General features: G+C 66.0%; 13 protein-coding genes. 7 read left to right on the top strand and 6 right to left on the bottom strand.

What is annotated here, in order from left to right; all coding sequences use genetic code 11:
* Window positions 1-64 precede the first annotated feature (64 nt).
* From P1X14_RS09020 to P1X14_RS09005, 4 genes are all read left to right on the top strand, one after another.
* Window positions 65-1,597 (top strand): MmgE/PrpD family protein, encoded by a 1,533-nt coding sequence (locus tag P1X14_RS09020; RefSeq protein ID WP_277315009.1) that lies wholly within the window; start codon window positions 65-67, stop codon window positions 1,595-1,597.
* A gap of 131 nt (window positions 1,598-1,728) precedes the next feature.
* Window positions 1,729-2,658: a 5-dehydro-4-deoxyglucarate dehydratase gene (kdgD, locus tag P1X14_RS09015; protein WP_277315042.1), complete on the top strand. Its 930-nt coding sequence runs from the start codon at window positions 1,729-1,731 to the stop codon at window positions 2,656-2,658.
* A gap of 32 nt (window positions 2,659-2,690) precedes the next feature.
* Window positions 2,691-3,581, top strand: a complete 891-nt coding sequence (locus P1X14_RS09010; protein WP_277315008.1) for a LysR substrate-binding domain-containing protein — start codon at window positions 2,691-2,693, stop codon at window positions 3,579-3,581.
* The gene (locus P1X14_RS09005) at window positions 3,578-5,125 is read left to right on the top strand and encodes a carboxylesterase/lipase family protein (RefSeq protein ID WP_277315007.1); all 1,548 of its coding nucleotides are present in this window, start codon (window positions 3,578-3,580) and stop codon (window positions 5,123-5,125) included. The genes P1X14_RS09010 and P1X14_RS09005 overlap by 4 nt, the downstream gene beginning before the upstream one ends.
* Window positions 5,126-5,381: 256 nt before the next feature.
* On the opposite strand, the gene P1X14_RS09000 is transcribed toward P1X14_RS09005, so the two are convergent.
* Together P1X14_RS09000 and P1X14_RS08995 are read right to left on the bottom strand one after the other, a co-directional pair.
* Window positions 5,382-7,226, bottom strand: a complete 1,845-nt coding sequence (locus P1X14_RS09000) for a hypothetical protein (RefSeq protein ID WP_277315006.1) — start codon at window positions 7,224-7,226, stop codon at window positions 5,382-5,384.
* The gene (locus P1X14_RS08995; protein WP_277315005.1) at window positions 7,223-8,530 is read right to left on the bottom strand and encodes an MFS transporter; all 1,308 of its coding nucleotides are present in this window, start codon (window positions 8,528-8,530) and stop codon (window positions 7,223-7,225) included. Before P1X14_RS08995 ends, P1X14_RS09000 begins: the two co-directional genes overlap by 4 nt.
* Window positions 8,531-8,815: 285 nt before the next feature.
* Between P1X14_RS08995 and P1X14_RS08990 the strand changes: the two genes are divergently transcribed.
* On the top strand, window positions 8,816-11,614 hold the full coding sequence (locus P1X14_RS08990; RefSeq protein WP_277315004.1) for a TonB-dependent receptor: 2,799 nt from the start codon (window positions 8,816-8,818) through the stop codon (window positions 11,612-11,614).
* A 125-nt stretch (window positions 11,615-11,739) separates the two neighbouring features.
* On the opposite strand, the gene P1X14_RS08985 is transcribed toward P1X14_RS08990, so the two are convergent.
* From P1X14_RS08985 to P1X14_RS08970, 4 genes are all read right to left on the bottom strand, one after another.
* The gene (locus P1X14_RS08985) at window positions 11,740-11,988 is read right to left on the bottom strand and encodes a hypothetical protein (RefSeq protein ID WP_277315003.1); all 249 of its coding nucleotides are present in this window, start codon (window positions 11,986-11,988) and stop codon (window positions 11,740-11,742) included.
* 91 nt (window positions 11,989-12,079) lie between these two features.
* Window positions 12,080-13,360, bottom strand: coding sequence for a hypothetical protein (locus tag P1X14_RS08980; RefSeq protein ID WP_277315002.1), 1,281 nt, complete (start codon window positions 13,358-13,360; stop codon window positions 12,080-12,082).
* Window positions 13,353-14,654: an MFS transporter gene (locus P1X14_RS08975; RefSeq protein WP_277315001.1), complete on the bottom strand. Its 1,302-nt coding sequence runs from the start codon at window positions 14,652-14,654 to the stop codon at window positions 13,353-13,355. The genes P1X14_RS08980 and P1X14_RS08975 overlap by 8 nt, the downstream gene beginning before the upstream one ends.
* A gap of 28 nt (window positions 14,655-14,682) precedes the next feature.
* The gene (locus tag P1X14_RS08970) at window positions 14,683-17,067 is read right to left on the bottom strand and encodes a TonB-dependent receptor (protein ID WP_277315000.1); all 2,385 of its coding nucleotides are present in this window, start codon (window positions 17,065-17,067) and stop codon (window positions 14,683-14,685) included.
* A 203-nt stretch (window positions 17,068-17,270) separates the two neighbouring features.
* On the opposite strand from P1X14_RS08970, the gene P1X14_RS08965 reads away from it, so the two are divergent.
* Both P1X14_RS08965 and P1X14_RS08960 read left to right on the top strand, forming a co-directional pair.
* The gene (locus tag P1X14_RS08965) at window positions 17,271-18,041 is read left to right on the top strand and encodes a GntR family transcriptional regulator (protein WP_277314999.1); all 771 of its coding nucleotides are present in this window, start codon (window positions 17,271-17,273) and stop codon (window positions 18,039-18,041) included.
* Between the two features lie 2 nt (window positions 18,042-18,043).
* Window positions 18,044-19,072, top strand: coding sequence for a serine hydrolase (locus P1X14_RS08960; RefSeq protein ID WP_277314998.1), 1,029 nt, complete (start codon window positions 18,044-18,046; stop codon window positions 19,070-19,072).
* The last annotated feature ends 23 nt before the right edge of the window (window positions 19,073-19,095 follow it).

Genomic DNA, 19,095 nt, shown 5'->3' with positions numbered 1-19,095 from the left:
GTTCCTCTTGAGACAAGAGCAATGGCCCGTTTCCGGCGCACGCTTGCATCATCGGGAGAGTGGTATGCGACGCAGGCAAGTGCTGGGCGCGGGGGCGATGATCGCACCCGCCGCGATCATAGGAGCGGGCGCAAAGGCGCAGGACGCGCCGCCGCAGGACGGCAGCCTGCTTAAGTCCGGCGGCAGCTTCGTCAACCGGCGCAGCGGCGAGAAGCCGGGCATCACCGATCTGCTGGCGACCCATGCCGCAACTTGCCCGTTCGAAGCGATCGACCCCGCCGCGCTGCTCGCCACCCGCCACCGCCTGCTCGACACCATTGGCTGCGCATTCGGCGGCACGGTGCACCCGCGCGCATCCGCTCTGGCCGATGTGCTGCGCGACAGCGGCGGCAAGGGCGAAGCGACGGTGATCGGTTATCCCTTCCGCCTGCCCGCCGCACAGGCCGCCCTGCTCAACGCCGTCTCCGCGCGCGCCTATGACTTCGAAGTGATGACCGTGGTGATCGATCGCGCCTCGGTCCCCTCGCACCATTCGCCCACCACGGTGATGACCGCCCTCGCCCTTGCCGAGCGCGAAGGCGCGACCGGTCCCGAACTGCTGGCCGCCCTCACCATCGGCGACGATATCGCCGCGCGGATGCTGGTCGCGGCGGGGCTGGACTTCGAACAGGGCTGGGACGGCGCGCCGGTGTTCAGCGCCATCGCCGCCACTGCCATCGCCGGACGTCTGCTCAAGCTGTCGCCGATCCAGATGCGCGACGCATTCGGCATCTGCGTCGATCAGATTGCGGGCACGGTCCAGAATATCTGGGACGGCGCGACCGACTTCAAACTGCCGCAGGGGTTGGTCGCGCGCGCCGCGATCCTTTCCGCCGAACTGGCGAAGCGCGGCTGGACTGGCATCGGCGATGCGCTGCTCGCCCCCTATGGCTTCTATGCCCAATATACCGCCGGCTGCGCACGGCCCGAAATCCTCAGCGCGGACCTGGGGAAACGCTTCCATGGCGAAGCCTATTTCAAGCCCTATCCCGCCTGCATGGCGACGCATTGCGGGATCGAGGCGGGGCTGGCGCTGCGCGAACCCGGAAGGCTGAGCGAGGCCGATGTGCTGGCCGCGAAATCGATCACCATCGAATATCCCGCCGGATCGCTGACCGGCTTCGTCGCCAAGCCGTTCGTGATCGGCCGCGACGCGCATGCCGACGCCAATTTCAGCTACCAGTTCGCTAGTGTGAACGCACTGCTGCGCGGATCGATGTGGCTGGATCATTATGACGACGCGATGGTGCGCAGCCCGCAGATCGCGATGCTCGCGGCAAAGTCGAAGCTGGCGCCGCTTCCGGCAGGCATGCGCGGCTCCCGCGTTACCGTCGAGCTGGCCGACGGGCGCACCGAGTCCGCGCACGTCCCCATCGCCTCGCGCCACCCGATGAAGCAGATCAGCAGCGAAGCGGAGATCCTCGCCAAGTTCCACCGCCAGACCGCCGCGGCGAAAATGCCCCACGCACGATCCGAGCGGTTGGCGGCGGCAATCCTCGGCCTTCACCTCAAGTCCCGTCCGGCATTGACTGCCCTGAAGCCGCTCCTCGCCGGATAGACCCAACCTCGATCAAGCCAAGCTGTGCATCGATCCATCGCGGCTTTGGTTTGGACGATGCGCCTTCGACACAATAGCTAACAGGCTTCGCCCGGACGAGGCGTGGTGCTGAGGAGAAGATTGTGACGACGATGGGTCCGGCCGAAATGGCCCGCACGCTTGGCACCGGCCTTCTCTCTTTCCCCGTCACGCATTTCGATGCCGATGGCGCATTCGATGAAGCCGCCTATCGTGCGCATTGCGCATGGATGCTGTCCTACGAGCTGTCGGGCCTGTTCGCCGCCGGCGGCACCGGCGAATTCTTCTCGCTGACCCCCGACGAAGTCACCACCGTCGTCCGCGCCGCGGTTGCCGAGCGCAAGGCTGGTGTCCCGGTTATCTCGGGCTGCGGCTATGGCACCGCCATCGCGACGGGCATCGCCCGCAACGCCGAAGGCGCAGGCGCCGACGGTCTCCTCCTGCTCCCACCCTATCTGGTCGGTTCGAGCCAGGACGGGCTTGCCGAACATATCGAAGCCGTGTGCCGTTCCACCGGCCTCGGCGTGATCGTCTATAACCGCGACAACGCTGTGGTGAACGACGAGACGCTGGCGAAGCTCTGCGAGCGCAACCCCAATCTGGTCGGCTACAAGGACGGCGTAGGCGATATCGAGCTGATGACCCGCATCTATGCGCGGATGGGCGACCGGCTGACCTATATCGGCGGCCTGCCCACCGCCGAGACCTTCGCCGTTCCCTATCTGACGATGGGCGTCACCACTTACTCCTCGGCGATCTTCAACTTCATGCCCGAATGGGCACTCGACTTCTATGCCGCGGTCCGCGCCGGGCGGAACGACGAGGTGATGGACCGCCTGCGCGATTTCGTGCTGCCCTATATCCTGCTGCGCAATCGCGGCCGCGGCTATGCGGTGTCGATCGTCAAGGCGGGCATGCGCATGGTCGGCCGCGACGCCGGTCCGGTCCGCAGCCCGCTGACCGACCTGACCCAGGCTGAAGACGACGAACTGCGCGCACTGATCGAACGGGCTTCGGCCAAGACGGTCGCGCACGCCGCGTGACAGCATGGCAGGGCTTGCGATACAGCGGGGCCATGTTCGAGCTTAGCCAGCTCCGCTGCTTCGTCGCCGCGGCCGAGGAACTCCATTTCGGCCGCGCTGCGCAGCGTCTGAACATGACCCAATCCCCGCTCAGCCGGCAGATCCAGCTGCTTGAGCGCATATTGGGCGTCACCCTGCTCGAACGCACCAGCCGCCAGGTGAGTCTGACCCCGGCGGGGCATGTCTTCCTGATTGAGGCACGGCGTATCGTCCGCCTCGCCGAAAGCGCATCGCTTTCCGCGCGCCGCGTGGCGAAGGGCGATACCGGCAAGGTCTCGATCGGCTTCACCGCCGTCTCGGGCTACAGCCTCGTGCCGCAGATCGTGGCGAATGCCCGCGCGAGCCTCCCCAATATCGATCTCGAACTGCACGAGATGGTGACCGGCGAGCAGGTCGATGCACTGCTGACCGGGCTGATCGATATCGGTTTCGTCCGCCCGCCGATCGACCGGCACGAGTTCGATACGTTGTGCGTGCTGCGCGAGCCTTTGGTCGTGGCACTGCCCCCCGGCGATCCGCGCCAGTCCAAGCCCAGCTTCGAGCTGTCCGATTTCGATGGCGAGCCGCTGATCATGTATGCGCGACAGGGCGCGGGTTATTTCCACGACATGCTGGTGCGGCTGTTCGACGATGCCGGCGTATCGCCCAACTATCTGCAGCACGTGACCCAGATCCATTCGATGCTGGGACTGGTCCATGCCGGTCTCGCCGCCGCTCTGGTCCCGCAATCGGCATCGGGGCTGCACCTGATGGACGTCCAGTTCCGCGCGCTGAAGGCCGAGCCGGAGAACCCGGTCGAACTCCACATGGTCTGGCGCCGCGACAACACCAATCCGGCGCTCGAACCGATGCGCCTGCTCTGCGCCCAGACCGCCGGCGCATGATCGACCGGCGCGGCCTGATCGGCGGCGCATTGCTGCTGCCTGCCGCAGCCTGGGCCGGCCCCGCCAAGGGCGATCCGGTCGCGGCGACCCGCCATGGCCGGGTGCGCGGAAGCCGCAAGAACGGCGTGCTGATCTCCAACGGCAATGGCTACGGCGCGGACACGCGGCAACGCCGCTTCCAGCGCGCGCGGCCACCGCAACCATGGACCGGCATCGCCGACGCTACGCGTTACGGCGCGGCGGCACCCCAGACCAAGGCCGAGGAACCGACCAGCGAGGACTGCCTGTTCCTCAATATCTGGACCCCCGCGCTGGATGCCGCGAAGCGCCCGGTGATGGTCTATCTCCATGGCGGCGCGCATGCGCACGGCTCGGGATCGGATCCGCTCTACGACGGCACCAACCTCGTCCGGCGCGGTGATGTGGTGGTGGTGACGCTCAATCACCGGCTGGCGGCACTCGGCTATGCCTATCTCGCCCAGCTCGGCGGACCGGCGGAATCGGGCAATGTCGGCAATCTCGATATCGTGCTGGCGCTGCAATGGGTGCGCGACAATATCGCGGGGTTCGGCGGAGACCCGAACTGCGTGATGGTGTTCGGCCAGTCGGGCGGCGGCGGCAAGGCGATCACCCTGATGGCGATGCCCGAGGCTCGCCCGCTGATCCACCGCGTCGCGACGATGAGCGGCCAGCACGTCACTGCCGCAGGCCCGCGCAACGCCACGAAGCGCGCGCAGGCATGGATGGCAAAAGCAGGCGCCGCGACCGTCGCAGAACTCGCCATGCTGCCGCTCGAGCGGCTGGTCGAGGCGATGGGCATGACCGATCCACTGGAGGGCAAGGGCGAGATCAGCTTCGTCTCCACCCTCGATCATGGCGCCCTCCCCCGCCATCCCTTCGTCCCCGATGCCCCGCGCGAGGCAGCGCATATCCCGCTGATCGTCGGCAACACCCATGACGAGACCGGGCTGTGGATCGCCAACTGGCTGAAGGCCGGCGACACGACATGGGACAATCTGCCCGGCCGGATCGATTCGCAGATCACCAAGGATGTCGCGCCCGACTGGGTCGTGCGCCGCTACCGCGAGATTTACCCGGACAAGACGCCCGGCCAGATCCTGCTCGCCGCGACCACCGCGGGCCGATCCTGGCCCGGCCATCTGATCCAGGCCGAGGAACGTGCGCGGATCGGCGCGCCGACCTGGATGTACCAGCTCGACTTCCCCGCGCCCGAGGCTGGCGGCGTGCTGGGCGCGTTCCACACGCTCGATATCCCCCTGGTGTTCGACAACACGACCGCACCCGGATCGCGCACCGGCGACAGCGCCGCGGCACGATTGCTCGCGGGCCGGATGGCGGACAGCTTCATCGCCTTCGCCCGCACCGGCGATCCGAATTGCGCCAGCATCCCGGCATGGCCGAAGTTCGATCTCGAGAAGCGGCTGACGATGATCTTCGACACCGACACCCATGTCGAAGGCGATCCGCGCCGCGAGGAACGGCTGCTCTGGTCGGTCGCCCCCTATATCAAGCCGGGCGGCTGACCCCGCTTGCAATGTTGGACTTCGCCTGCTTGGCTCGCGCGGTCGGTGTTGTTTCCGACCGCTCTTTGATATTGCCAGCGAACCCCGCTTTCCCCTTCCGTCATGCTGAACTTGTTTCAGCATCCATCGCCCAACAAGCGATGACAGCGCCGGTGGAGAAATGGACCCTGAAACAAGTTCAGGGTGACGCAGGAATGGAGAAACCGCCTCGCTCAAACCATCCGGGTCAGTGTGAAGCTAGTGTGAAGTTTCAGCCTCAGCGATCCCAGGGAAACGCCAGAGTCGGCCGGTTGGCATAGCGCTTCATCGCCAGCTTCAGCCGCGTGCCGCAGCCCGGCTCCAGCCGCAGCGTGAAGTCGCGCCCGCCGACGGCCATCGGCGCGCCGTCCATCGTCACGCTCTCGATTGCGTGCTCGGCATAGGCGCCGCCCTGCACGATCACCGTGCGCCGCGCCTTGCCCAGATTGACGAGCGTCACCTCGGCCGAGGTATCGCCCATCGCATGCACCAGCGCCGCGACATCCTCCGGCACGCCCGCGCGGCGCTTCTCCGCGTCAAAATAGCGCAGCCGGCAATGGAACGGCACGCCGCCCTGATTGGGCGAAGTCGAGGTCCAGGGCGGGCGGGCGATGTGCATGCCGCCGGTCATCAGCTGGATCAGGCTGGTGACGCTCGCCGGGTTCTTGTCGATCGGCCAGTCGGCCAGCCGCGTATCGGCCGTGGTCGTGTCCGCCTCGCGCGCCGCGACGCGATCCGCGACGCGCTTCAGATCCTTGTTCAGCGCCTGCACCGGATAGTCCGGATTGCCGCCTTCGAGGAACGAGACCCAAGGATGATCGCCCGCCGCCGCGCGATCGTCGGCGCGCTGGCTGACATACCAGATCTCGAACCCGTTGGTGCGATAGGGGCCGGGCTTGAAGCTGTACCAGCCTTCGGCGCCATACATGGTCGGCGCCTCGAACTTGCCGTCCTTCTGCCGCCCGGCCTCGTTGATCCGCGCATTCTGGCGGCGCCACACGTCGATATAAGCCGAATCGCCGGTCAGCAGCGTGCCGTTGAGGAAGGCGGTGATCGAACGCGGTACGCGGTTGCGATCCTCGCGCTTGCCCGGCGTCGCGATGGGCGAGAAGCCCCAGCCATAGACGCCGCCCCACCAGTCCGGCGCGATCTTGCCGTCGGGCAGGATCTTGCTCGGCAGCATGTCGCCATTGGCCTTGGCGCGATCCACCCAGGCATCGAGATAGTCGAGCGCCCATCGCCGGAACCGCTCGCCCGCGCCCAGTGCGTACGCGTTCAGGCCCAGCGTGGTCGCCTGAAGGTTCAAGGGATTGTCGCCGACCACATCGGTATACTCGACATAGTGATCGAGCGTTTCCTGATAGGTCGTCTCGCCATGCTCCATATGGAAGCGCGCGCCGGCCTCGAACGGATCGCCCGCCCAGTCGAGCGCTGTCGCATCGCGCAGCATCGGGCCGCGGCTGCCATTCATCATGCTGCGCATCATCCGCAGCTTCGGATCGTAGTTCCGCACCGACTTGTCCGCGCCGGTGTAGAAATCGGCATAGCGGCGGGTGCGCGCCAACAGCTTCGCATCGCGCGGGGTCGAAAGCCCCATGCAATTGAAGGTGGTGAGGCCTTCGCTGTTGTGCTGCCAGTCCATCTGGACCGGGAATTCGCGATAATACATGCCGCGCCGCGCCGCCGGGGTCTCGACGGTCCGCATCGCCGTGTACTGCTTGAGATGCCCTTCCCAGAAGCTGTGGGTCAGCGTCAGGATCCGGTCCGATCCGCCCAGCGCGTGCAGGATCGCCCAGTCGTTGGTCGCTTCGGCCGCATCGTCGGGACCATCGTTCGCGCCCCAGCGCTCGAACACCTTCAGCCAGCCCTTGCGGTCGACATAGCTGGCATAGAAGGCCTCGCACGCCTCGGCATTGCGGCGGAGCAGTTCGCGCTGGAGCGTGGCCCATTCGGGCGCCGCCATCGGCGTGCGGGCGACCAGTGCAGGCGCCGCGGCACGCGCCGTCGCGGGCAACATCAGCGTGGCGGTGGCCGCCGAACGGAACAGGAAGTCGCGGCGCGTTCCGTTCTGGGCGATGCTCATTCCGGCAGCTCCACCCGGCGGATCGGTCCGGCGATGACCATGAAGGCGAAGATCGTCAGCAGGCAGTGCGCACCGACATAGACGAGCGCCAGATCGAACGAGCCGGTCGCGCTGACGATATAGCCGACCACGATCGGCGTCGCGATGCCCGCCAGATTGCCGAACATGTTGAACACGCCGCCCGACAGGCCCGCCAGCTTGCGCGGCGCGACATCAGCCATGATCGCCCAGCCGAGCGACGCGACGCCCTTGCCGAAGAACGCGATCGACATCAGCACGATCACCATCCACTCGGTCTGCGCCCAGACGCAGGCGATGATCATCGTCGCCAGCACCATGCCGAACACCAGAGGTCCCTTGCGCGCCAGATCGAGCGATCCGGTCCGCTTCAGGATCATGTCCGAAGCGTATCCGCCCGCCAGCCCGCCGACGAAGCCGAAGATCGCGGGTGCTGCGGCTGCAAAGCCCGCCTCCATGATGTTCAGCCCGCGCTCCTTGACCAGATAGATCGGGAACCAGGTGACGAAGAAATAGGTCAGCACGTTGATGCAGTACTGGCCAAGATAGATTCCCAGCATCATCCGGTTGGCGATCAGCTTGCCGACATTGCCCCAGTCGAACTTCTGGACCGTGGCCGTTTCCATGTTCACCTGACCGCCGCCCGCCTCGATATGCGCCAGCTCGGCGGCGTTGATCGAGGGGTGGTTCACCGGGCTGTGGATGAAGCGCAGAAAGGCCAGCGTGGCGAGCAGGCCGATCACGCCCATCGTCCAGAAGATCGTGCGCCAGCCATGCTCATGCGCCAGCCAGCCCATCAGCGGCACGAACACCACGATCGAGAAATATTGCGCGGAATTGAAGATCGCCGATGCGGTCCCGCGCTCGGCCGAAGGGAACCATGCGGTGACCAGCCGCGCATTGCCCGGGAAGGACGGCGCCTCGGCCAGCCCGACCAGAAAGCGCATCGCGAACAGCATCGTGACCGCCGACACCCCGGGCAGCCAGCCGGCAAAGCCCTGCGTCGCGGTGAACAGCGACCATAGCGCAATCGCGCCGGCATAGATGCGCTTGGTACCGAACTTGTCGAGCAGGATGCCGCCCGGGATCTGCGCCAGCGCATAGGCCCAGGCAAAGGCGGAAAGGATATATCCGGTCTGGATCGGGGACAGCCCCAGTTCCGACGATGCCGCACTGCCCGCGATCGAGAAGGTCGCGCGATCGGCATAGTTCACCGATGTGATGATGAAGATCAATGCGATGATCGCATAGCGCACATGGGTGGGTCTGGTGCGCTGATCGATCATGGCACGCTCTCCTTCGCTGACTCGCGCGCCTCTGTTGCGGGCGCGCGTTTGTCCTTTGAATCGGCGTACCTGCGGCATGCGTGGCGGTCCAAGTCAAATTCGGGAACGATCCAGCCACATCTTGGCTCGATGCGACTCCGCCGCCTCTCCCAGACGCCCGATCAGTGCATGTCGCGCATCGATCCATGTCCGATTGAGATTGGCATGTCGCCGCCCGCCGCGGCTAACCAGCCAATCGAAGCAGGCTCGTCACGAAGCCGCGCCATTTCAGGGGAGTCTGAAAGCATGACCCGCATTCGTATCTTCAAGTCCCTTCTCGCCCTTTCCGGTGCAGCGGCAGCCCTGACCGCGACCAGTGCGTTCGCCCAGTCGACTGATGCGCCCGCCGATATCGCGCAGGATGCGCAGGACGAAGGCGCCGGCAACGAGATCGTCGTGAAGGGCTTCCGCGAGAGCCTGAGCGGCGCGATCGGCATCAAGCGCAACGAGACCGCGACCGTCGACGTCATCAAGGCGGAAGACATCGCCGAATTTCCGGACCTGAACCTCGCCGAGTCGCTTCAGCGCATTCCCGGCGTCGCGATCAGCCGCGTCAACGGCGAAGGCCGCAACATCTCGGTCCGCGGCCTCGGGCCCGAATATAGCCGCGTGCGCATCAACGGCATGGAAGCCATCGGCACCACCGGCGGCACCGACAATTCGGGCGGCGTGAACCGCGGCCGCGGCTTCGACTTCAACATCTTCTCGTCGGACCTGTTCAACAGCCTGGCCGTGCGCAAGACTGCGACCGCCGATGTCGAGGAAGGGTCGCTCGGCGGCACCGTCGACCTGCAGACCGCGCGTCCGCTCGACTACAAGAAGCCGACCGCCGTCTTCTCGGCCTCGGTCAGCTACAACGATCTCGCCCGCAAGGCGAAGCCGCGCCTGTCGGGCCTGGTCACCACCAGCACCAATGACGGCCGGTTCGGCGTGCTGCTGTCCTTCTCGTACGAAGAGCGCCGCCTGACCGAGGAAGGCGCGAACATCACGCGCTGGACCTATGGCGGCTTCAACGGCGGCTTCAACGCCGCCTCGACGATCAACGGCAAGACCATCGCCCAGATCAACGACACCAATCCCGAGACCGCACTCTATCATCCGCGCATCCCGGGCCTGGTCAGCTACGACATCCAGCAGCAGCGCCTCGGCGCCGCCCTGTCGCTGCAGTTCCAGCCGACCGACCGCACGCTGATCTCGATCGACGGCCTCTATTCGCGCCTCGACGGCACGCGCAGTGAGTCGCAGTTCCAGGCAATCAGCTTCAGCCGCTCGGGCACCGGCAAGCCGCAGACGATCATCCGCTCGGCCACCGTCGATTCGAACAGCAACATCATCTCGGGTACGTTCGACAATGTCGATCTGCGCACCCAGGCCCGCTATGACGAGCTGACCACCGATTTCTACCAGCTCACCGGCACGCTCGATCAGAAGTTCGGGGACAAGGTGAAGATGGGCGTCGTGGTCGGCTATTCGAACTCGGCCTTCCGCAACCCGGTGCAGACCACGGTCACCATCGACGCGGCCAACACCAACGGCTTCTACTACGACTTCTCGACCCGCTTCCCGACAATCCGTCCGGGCGTGAACATCGCCAGCGCGAGCACCTTCTCGTTCACCAACGGCACTTCGGAAGTCCGCATCCGTCCGCAGACGGTCGACAACAGCTTCACCAACGCCAAGGGCTTCGTCGAATGGACCGCCAGCTCGGTGGTGTCGCTGAAGGCCGGGGCCGACTGGCGCCGCTTCGAATACAGCTCGACCGAACAGCGCCGCCTGCAGGGCGAGACGGTGGTGACCACCCTCACGGCCGCGCAGCTTGCGCCGCTGCTCACCACCTTCTCGGGCTTCGGCCGCGGGCTGGGCATCCCCTCGGGCACGCCGACCAGCTGGGTCGTTCCCAATCTGGCCGCCTTCCAGGATGCGCTCGGCACCTCGACCAACCCGACCTACGCCACCGGCGGCGTCGAGAACGCAACCGCGCGCGGCTCCTATGTCACCGTTCGCGAGGACGATATCGGCGCATGGGGCATGGCGACCTTCAACTTCCGCGACGTCGGCCTGCCGCTGCGCGGCGATATCGGCCTGCGCTATGTCCGCACCGATCAGTTCTCGACCAGCTATGCCAGCCAGGGCGCGACGGTGAATCTGGTCAATGCCGAGAACAGCTATAGCCGCTGGCTGCCCTCGGCGAACCTCGTGTTCGACGTGACCGACAATCTGCTGGTTCGTGTCGCGGCGGCGAAGACCATCGCCCGCGCCGGCATCGGCTCGCTCAGCCCCGGCGGCAACCTCAACGTGTCGGGCGGCAACCGTACCTTCAGCTCGGGCAACCCGAACCTGATCCCGACCCAGTCGAACAATCTCGACGCCTCGATCGAATGGTATCCGACCCGCGGCGCCATCTATGCGGTCTCGGTGTTCCAGAAGGATATCGGCACCTTCGTCCAGACGCTGAGCACCAGCGTGCCCTATACCAGCCTGGGCCTGCCCAATTCGCTGCTGACCGGCACGACGGCGTCGCCGACCGACATCTTCATCGTCAGCCAGCCGGTCAATTCGAAGGGCGGCATGCTGCGCGGCTTCGAAGTGAATGTGCAGCAGCCCTTCACCTTCCTGCCGGGCTTCCTGTCGAACTTCGGCGTGCTGGCGAACTTCACCTATGTCACGTCGGACATCGAGTATCTGACCTCGGCCACCGGTGCGACCACCGTCCGCGCCTCGCTGCTCGGTCTGTCGAAGTACGCCGCCAACGGCACGCTCTATTACGAGACCGGCAAGTTCTCGATCCGCGGATCGGTCGCCTATCGCTCGAGCTATCTGACCGCGGTGCCGGGCACCGAAGGCAATGCCTATAACGGCACCAACGCCACCACCAATGTCGACGCGCAGATCTCGTACAACATCACCGACAATTTCAAGGTGAGCCTCGAGATGATCAACCTCACCGACGAGAAGAACGACCAGTTCGTCGACGAGACCAACCGCCTGAACGTGCTGACCCATAGCGGGCGGCAGTTCGTGCTGGGCGGGCGCCTCTCCTTCTAACCTCTCCCGGCCCCTCCTCCCCGGAGCGCCATCGGCCAGCTGCCCTTCCCCCGGCAGCTGGCCTTTTTTTGTGGGTCAGCCGGCGAGTATGACGGCCACCGGGCAGTTTTTCTGGAAGGCAGCCGTCAGGGAAGCTCGATGGACTGCTCGGTCCCCGCAGGATGCTCCGTCAGATGGAGTTCCCATCCGTTGCCGCTTCGGACAATCTCGATTGCAAATGACGGGCCGTCGCCACCGCTATTCATATACCAGCAGTCGATGCGGTCACCTTGCACCGCCAGAAACTGCATGAATTCCATATCCACGTAGGAGCCGATTCGTTCCGAAATGGCCTCCGCGATGTCGAGCGCGCCAATACGAACCAGGCTTTTCATTACGCAGATATCACATGCCGACCGCACGTCGGCAATTGGATCACTGGCCACCAGCTGGGGGGCTCACAAGCTGCACAATCGCCTTTCGGCGTCAGCCGGCGAGCACGCGCTCGACGAAGCTCTGGAAGGCGGCGGAAGCGGCGATGACATTGGGTGCATGCACGCACCGCGCATCGTCTTCGGCGACATGGTGATAGCGGTGGATGCCGAACACGCCCGCGGCCGGCTTGTACCCCGCCGCGACGATCTCGGTCAGTTCGCCCGCGGTCAGCGTGTCGGTCGAATAGGGGGCCTCATATCCGGCAAGCCCGGCAAAGGCCTCGCGCGCGACCGGCAACAGCGACGGGCTGGCCGACAGATAGCGCTGCGTGTCGGGGCTGGGCAGCGGCGACCCGCTGATATCGTGCCAGTCGCGCGCGGCAACATTGGCGCCGAGATGCAGCCAGAAGCGCGTATCGGCGGGCTTGGGCGCGATCTCCTTCAGCGCTTCGGAAGCACCGAGATACTCATATTCGTGCCCGGTGTTGCACACAAAGGCGAGGTCGTGATCCTGCACCGCCTTGCTCGCCCAGCGCGCCAGCCACAGCCAGGCCGCGACACCGGGTCCGCGCTCGCCCGCGCAGCCATACCAGCCCGAACGCGGCGTCGAGACCGCCAGCCAGCGCTTCTTCCCCCGGTCGATGCGACCGATGAAGTTGAACGCGGGCCGGTGCCCACCCTTGCCTGTAATGTGCAGCGTGGCCGAGGCACGGCTACGCGCGGCATCGAGGAAAGGCTGCGCGTCGGCAGGCGCGATCAGCGCGACCGGCCCCGCAAACATCGGCTGGCGGCCATCGGCGTTGAGCGCGATGATCTTGCCGGTCGGGCCATTGGTGATGGCGACCACTGCCTTCGCCCCGCCCGCGAACGCCGCGGTGATCGGTGCGCGGATCGGCTTGGCCAGCGCGGTCGACCAGCGGCCCGAAGGCAGATCGACCAGTGCGATGGCGCCGGCCAGTTCCCCATCAGCCTTTCCGGCGCCATCGACCCGGACCAGCGGACCGCTCATGCCGTCCGCCCCGGTCTGGATGACGATGGGTTGCGGCCAGACCGCGGCCTTTGCCTCGCCCGCGATCAGCTCCGCGCGGGTCGGCTCGAAATAAGGCGTCTGGAAGCTCTGGCGCTGGATCGCGAAGCCGAGCTTTTCGAGTTCCGCGGCGAGCCACTCGCCACCGGCGTTGTCGCCCGCGCCGCCTGCCTGCTTGCTGCCGAAGCCGATATAGTTGGCGAGGTCGGTCGCCACCATCGCATCGCGGCCGCCGCCATCGAGGGTCGCTGCAGTCAGGGCAGGCAGCACCACGCTGCCCGCCAGAAAACTCCGCCTGTCAGGCATGCACGGCTCCCCGGTTCATCCGTCCCAGCAGGATGATGCAGACCAAGGATACCACGCAGGTCGCGGCGAGATAGACCGAGATCGACAGGGTCGTCTGGTAATGGGCGAACAGGGCCGTCGCGATGATCGGCGCGAAGCCGCCACCGGCCAGCGTGCCGATCTGATAGCCGAGCGACGCGCCCGAATAGCGGACTTCGCGCGGGAACAGCTCGGCGAACAAGGCCGCCTGCGGCCCGTACATGAAGGCGACGAAGATCAGCGCCACCGCGATTGCCACCGTCACCGCGACCGGCGATTGCGAATCGATCAGCGGGAACACTGCGAACGCCCATGCGCCCGAGAGGATCGCACCCAGCATGAAGATGCCGCGCCGCCCGAACCGGTCCGACAGAGCACCGCACAGGATCAGCGCCGGGATCATCGCCACGCTGCCGATCATGACCGCGGCCAGCATCGTCTCGCGCGACAGCCCCATGGTGGTGGTGCCGTACGCCACCGCATAGGTGATCGCGATGTAGAAGCAGACATTGTTGGCGATGAACGCGCCGCCCGCGAGCAGCACTTCGCGCCAGTGCCCGCGAAGCACCGCGAACAGCGGCGAGGAGGGCTTGGCCGTTTCCACCTTGGCTACCGGCGCCGCCTCGTGCTGCGGCTCCTCGACCCGCCAATGGATATAGAGGCCGATGAAGATCAGCGCGATGCTGATGACGAACCCGATCCGCCAGCCCCAGACGAGGAACTGATCGGGGGATACCAGCGCGCTGGAAATGAGGAAGGCAGTGTTGGCCAGCACGACGCCAAGCGGCACGCCGACCTGCACGAAGCTGCCATAATAGCCCTGCTTGTTGGCCGGTGCGCTTTCGATCGCGAGCAGTGCCGCGCCGCCCCATTGCCCGCCGACGGCAAGGCCCTGGATGAAGCGCATCGCCACCAGCGCCAGCGGCGCGAGCACGCCGGCGGCGGCATAGCTCGGCAACAGCCCGATGATGGTCGTCGCCGCGCCCATCAGCATCATCGCCAGCACCAGCGCATTCTTGCGCCCGTGCAGATCGCCGAGATGACCGAACAGCAGGCCCCCGATCGGCCGGGCGATGAAGCCCACGGCAAAGGTACTGAACGCCGCGATCTGCGCGACGAACAGGGGCAGTTCGGGCGGGAAGAACAGCTTGGGGAAGACCAGCGCCGCGGCGGTGCCGTAGATGAAGAAATCATACCATTCGACCGCCGCGCCCGCCGACGCCATCACCGCAACCTTGGTACTCGGCTTGCTGCTTTCCGCCTGCTGACTTGCCACGTCGTGCACTCTCCCGAACTGCCTGTTGTTACCAGCGATAGCCCACGGTCAGCGCGAAGGTGCGCGGCTTGTTGTAGCGCACCGACAGCGGATAGCCCGCCTGGGTGAACTTGAGCACCTGGACCTGACGATCGGTCAGGTTGCGCACGTTCAGCGCCACCCGCGTCTTGCCGACGCTGAAACCGATCTGCCCGTTGAAGATGTCAAAATCGGTCATCGGGATCGCCGGGGTGGCAAGCGTGGTCGTGTCCTGCGATCCGCCGCGCTGGCCCGAATAGCTCAGGTTGAAGAAGCCGGTCACGCGCTCGTTGATCGGGCGGCGGTAATCGACCACCGCGGACATGGTCCAGTCGGGGATCTGCGCGACCGAGCTGCCGACCACCGGCAGGCCGGTCAGACCCGCGGGCACGCTTTCGAAGCGGGCGCGCTGGGTCGCGGCGTTCAGGCCGAACGAGAACAGGCCGCCGCCGAGCCGGAAGCGTCCGTCGAGCGCGGCGGAAACGCCGCGTGCCTCGATCGTGCCGCCATTGATGTTGAAATTCTGCCCCGCCACGCCGCACGCATTGGTGAGCGTGCAGCCATCGTTGATGCTGGTGATCGCATCGGTCGTGCGCGACAGATAGGCGGCGGTGCGGAAGAACAGATTGGGCGTGATGTTTGCCTTGATGCCCGCTTCCCAGCCCAGCGTCTTTTCGTTGTCGTAGGTAAACACGAACGGATTGGGCGCCGCCGCCCGGAACGCGCCATTGTTCACGCCGCCCGCGCGATAGCCGGTGCCGACCTTGGCATAGAACAACGCATTGTTCAGGCCCGGCACCTTGTAGCTGGCGGTGACGGTGAACACCGGCTGCTCCGCGCTGAACGAGAAGGTGGTCGGCGCGCGGGTATAGGTGGTGGTGTAGAGCGCATAGGCGAACAGGGTCGCCTCCTTGTGGTCATAGGTGATGCGCCCTTCGCCGACGACCGAGAAATTGCCGATCGTGTATTGCAGCGAGGCATAGGCTGCCGCGGAGTAGATATATTGCTTGGTGTTGGCGTCGCTGCCAAACACCAGCGGGAAGGTCGCCGGGCAGTTGGCCGAGGTCGGCAGCGGCTTCAGGCAGACCGGCGCGGTCGGCGTACCGGTGCAGATGCCCTGATTGATGCCGGTAAAGGCGCAGGGCGAGGACGCCACCGCCAGCCGGTAATCGTCATTCTGGTACAGGCCTTCGACGCCGACGATCCAGGTCAGCGCGCCGGTCTTCCCGGTCAGATGCAGGTCCTGATACAAGGTGCGGTCGACCACATTGGTACGCACCTGGCTGAACGGATAGAGGCCAAGCTGGCCCGACTGGCGCAGCGCCGCCAGCGTGGGATAGTCGATCGCCGAGGCATATTGCTGGCTGGAGCGCCAGCGCGTCGCCATCGTAGTCGATTCCAGCGTGGCCCAGCCGAAATCATAGCTGGCGAGCAGCATGCCGCGCAGCGTCTTCTGCTGCATGCCGTCCTCGCCTTCATGCGGCAGGGTGAAGCGCGACTGCTGGAAGCCCTGCGGCACCGCGGCGTTCACGCCGCCGCCGGGGATCACCAGGCTGTTGACGAAGCTCGGCAGGTTCAGGTCCTGCGAATCCACCAGGAAGGTGACGTCCAGCGGGCCGGAGCGGTAGCGGAGCTGGGCGCGCCCATTCCACCCCTTGGTGCTGTCGTAATATTTCTCGGTGCGCGGATTGAAGTAGAAGCCGTCCGACTGGGCATAGCCCTCGGCGCCGATGCGGATCGCGACAGTGTCGCTCAGCGTCTTGTTGACGACCACCGCGAGGCGATCCTGGTTCAGCCCGAAGGTGAAGGTGTTGCGGATATAGCCGGAGTCGTTGAAGCGCGGCTTGGCCAGCACGATGTTGACCACGCCGAATTCGGAGTTGCGGCCGTACAGCGCGCCCTGCGGCCCTTCGAGCACTTCGACCCGCTCGATATCGAAATAGTCGATGGTCTTGAAGTTGCGGCCGCCCAGCGTCGAGCTGCCGGCATAGGCGCCGTTGACGAACAGGCCCACGCCCGAATCGGCGCCGGTGGCGCGCGCCGTGCCCGATCCGCGGATCGAAACCTCGGCGAGATTCTCGCTGGCGACGTCGTTGAAGCGGACGCCGGGAACGGTGTTGAGCAGGTCGCCGCTGCCCGCGACGGTGCCCTTGGATTCGAGCTGGTCGGCGGTCACTGCGGAGATGGTGCCCGGCACGTCGCGGATGCTTTCCTCGCGGCGGCGCGCGGTGACGACGATATCGCCGCTCTGCGCTTTGGCACTGGTCTCGGGATCCTGATCCTCGGCCGGGGTCGCCGCCGCGCTGTCCTGCGATTCGGGGTTCGCGGTCTGCGCCAGAGCCGGCGTCGCGATGACGAGCGCAAGGGTTGCGGTCGTGGCAAAAAAGTCTCGCATGCATCCTCCCACTGGCGCGCATTTTTTGCTGCGCCACGGCCGCTTCATCAAATTATCGCGCACCAATGTCAAATGGATTGTACGACAATCTTGATTTGATCGTTGCACAAATCGCTTGCTCTCGCGGGGCCGCCGCAATAGGAATCGAGGGGCGAGATTGGTAAAAGTTCAAACGAACGCAGCAATCCGTGAGAGGTAAACCTTTGAAAGACAGCCCGGAATCCGCATCGCAGGACGATCACGCCGAAGGCCATCCGGTGTCCACCGCGGACGATCTCGCCCAGGTGCTGCGGCTGCGGATCCAGCGCAGCGAACTCCTGCCCGACGAATGGCTGCGCGAGGCGAAGCTGTGCAGCGAGTTCGGCGTCGGCCGCTCGATCGTCCGCCGTGCGCTACGCACGCTCGCCGATGACGGCCTGATCGAGCTGGAGGAAAATCGCGGCGCGCGCGTCTCGACCACCACCGTCGAGGAAGTGTTCGATCTCTACGAAGTCCGCGCCGCGCTCTATGGCCTTGCCGCGCGCTTCGCCTGCCTGCGCGGGTCCGACGCCGCGATCCGGCACATGCTGGTCAATATCGACCGCCTGCTGAGCGACGCCGCCAGCGGCGCCCCGGCCGAACAGATCATCGAGGTCAGCGAAGCGATCTTCAGCGAGATGGCCGAAAGCGCCAGCACCGATGCGCAGAAGATGATCGAGTCGGTCCGCCGCAAGACGCGCTTCCACTTCTCCTATGTCGCGCTGGCGCTCACCGCCGACTCGCCCGGCCCCTATGAATATTGGCGCCAGGTTCGCGCTGCGCTGGTCACCCGCGATGCCGACAAGGCAAGCCAGGCCGCGCGCGACATCCTCTATTACATGCAGGGCGAGGTCGCCCGGATCATGCTGACGCGCGGCACCCGCGTCCGGGCCGACGCCCCGCTGCCGCGCCCCGTTCCGCCGATCAAGCGCCGCGCAGCCGGCAACCGGAGATGATGATGCGAGCTTCCCTGCTTCTGTGCACTTCGCTGATCGCCTGCGCGCCCGGCGTCGCCGCGGTTCCGCCGCAGCGGCCTGCAGTTGCGACCCCGGCCTCCGATGTCAGCGCGCTGCTCGACTATGCGCGCAACCAGAACAGCACCGGGCTGCTGGTGATCCAGGACGGCAAGATCCTGGTCGAGAAATACTGGCCCGCGCCCGAGGGCAATCCGCAATATGCGATGTTCGTCTATGGCCGCTCGGGCGAAGGCGCGCTCCTGGAGGACGTCGCGTCGCAGCAGAAGAGCTTCGTCGCGGTGCTGGTCGCCATCGCGATCGACAAGGGGCTGATCGACGTCGAAAAGCCGGTGTCCGACTATATCGGCGCCGGCTGGTCCAAGGCGACGCCCGAGCAGGAAGCAAAGATCCGCGTCCTCGATATCCTGACGATGAGCTCGGGGCTGGACGAGAAGTTCGGCTACACCGCGCCCGCGGGCACCGCCTTCTTCTACAACACCCCGGTCTATGCCGTGAGCAAGCGCATCGTGGCCGCCGCCGCGAAACAGCCGCTCGACGTCATCACCCGCGACTGGCTGACCGTGCCCGCCGGCATGAACAACACCGCATGGCGCAAGCGGCCCGCCGCGCTCGCTTCGGTCGGCAATGATACCGGGCTGGTCACCACCCCGCGCGACACCGCGCTGTTCGGCCTGATGGTGCTGCACGGCGGCGTCTCGAACGACGGCAAGCGCGTGGTTTCCGAAGCCAGCTTGAAGGCGCTGTTCACGCCCTCGGCCACCAACCCGGCCTATGCCCGGCTGTGGTGGCTGAACAGCGGCGCCTATACGATCCGCGCGCTGGGTGGACGCCGCGACGGCCCGCTGATCGCCACCGCGCCCACCGATACCATCGCCGCGCTCGGCGCGTTCGATCGCCGCCTCTACATCGTGCCCAGCAAGAAGCTGGTGGTGGTGCGCACCGGCGCCGCGGCGGGCGACAAGGAGTTCGACCAGCAGCTCTGGCAGCGGCTGAACAAGGTCATCGGCTGACCGCCGCACGCGCGGCAGCCATC

The sequence above is a fragment of the Sphingomonas sp. AOB5 genome (genome assembly GCF_029433115.1).
Taxonomy (GTDB): domain Bacteria; phylum Pseudomonadota; class Alphaproteobacteria; order Sphingomonadales; family Sphingomonadaceae; genus Sphingomonas.
The sequence above is the reverse complement of the archived record's forward strand: the minus strand, read 5'-3'. Positions and strand labels throughout refer to the sequence as shown.

Coding starts and splice junctions, on each gene's coding strand:
- P1X14_RS09020 (WP_277315009.1), top strand. CDS start 65: ATGCGACGCAGGCAAGTGCTGGGCGCGGGGGCGATGATCGCACCCGCC.
- kdgD (WP_277315042.1), top strand. CDS start 1,729: ATGGGTCCGGCCGAAATGGCCCGCACGCTTGGCACCGGCCTTCTCTCT.
- P1X14_RS09010 (WP_277315008.1), top strand. CDS start 2,691: ATGTTCGAGCTTAGCCAGCTCCGCTGCTTCGTCGCCGCGGCCGAGGAA.
- P1X14_RS09005 (WP_277315007.1), top strand. CDS start 3,578: ATGATCGACCGGCGCGGCCTGATCGGCGGCGCATTGCTGCTGCCTGCC.
- P1X14_RS09000 (WP_277315006.1), bottom strand. CDS start 7,226: ATGAGCATCGCCCAGAACGGAACGCGCCGCGACTTCCTGTTCCGTTCG.
- P1X14_RS08995 (WP_277315005.1), bottom strand. CDS start 8,530: ATGATCGATCAGCGCACCAGACCCACCCATGTGCGCTATGCGATCATC.
- P1X14_RS08990 (WP_277315004.1), top strand. CDS start 8,816: ATGACCCGCATTCGTATCTTCAAGTCCCTTCTCGCCCTTTCCGGTGCA.
- P1X14_RS08985 (WP_277315003.1), bottom strand. CDS start 11,988: ATGAAAAGCCTGGTTCGTATTGGCGCGCTCGACATCGCGGAGGCCATT.
- P1X14_RS08980 (WP_277315002.1), bottom strand. CDS start 13,360: ATGCCTGACAGGCGGAGTTTTCTGGCGGGCAGCGTGGTGCTGCCTGCC.
- P1X14_RS08970 (WP_277315000.1), bottom strand. CDS start 17,067: ATGCGAGACTTTTTTGCCACGACCGCAACCCTTGCGCTCGTCATCGCG.
- P1X14_RS08960 (WP_277314998.1), top strand. CDS start 18,044: ATGCGAGCTTCCCTGCTTCTGTGCACTTCGCTGATCGCCTGCGCGCCC.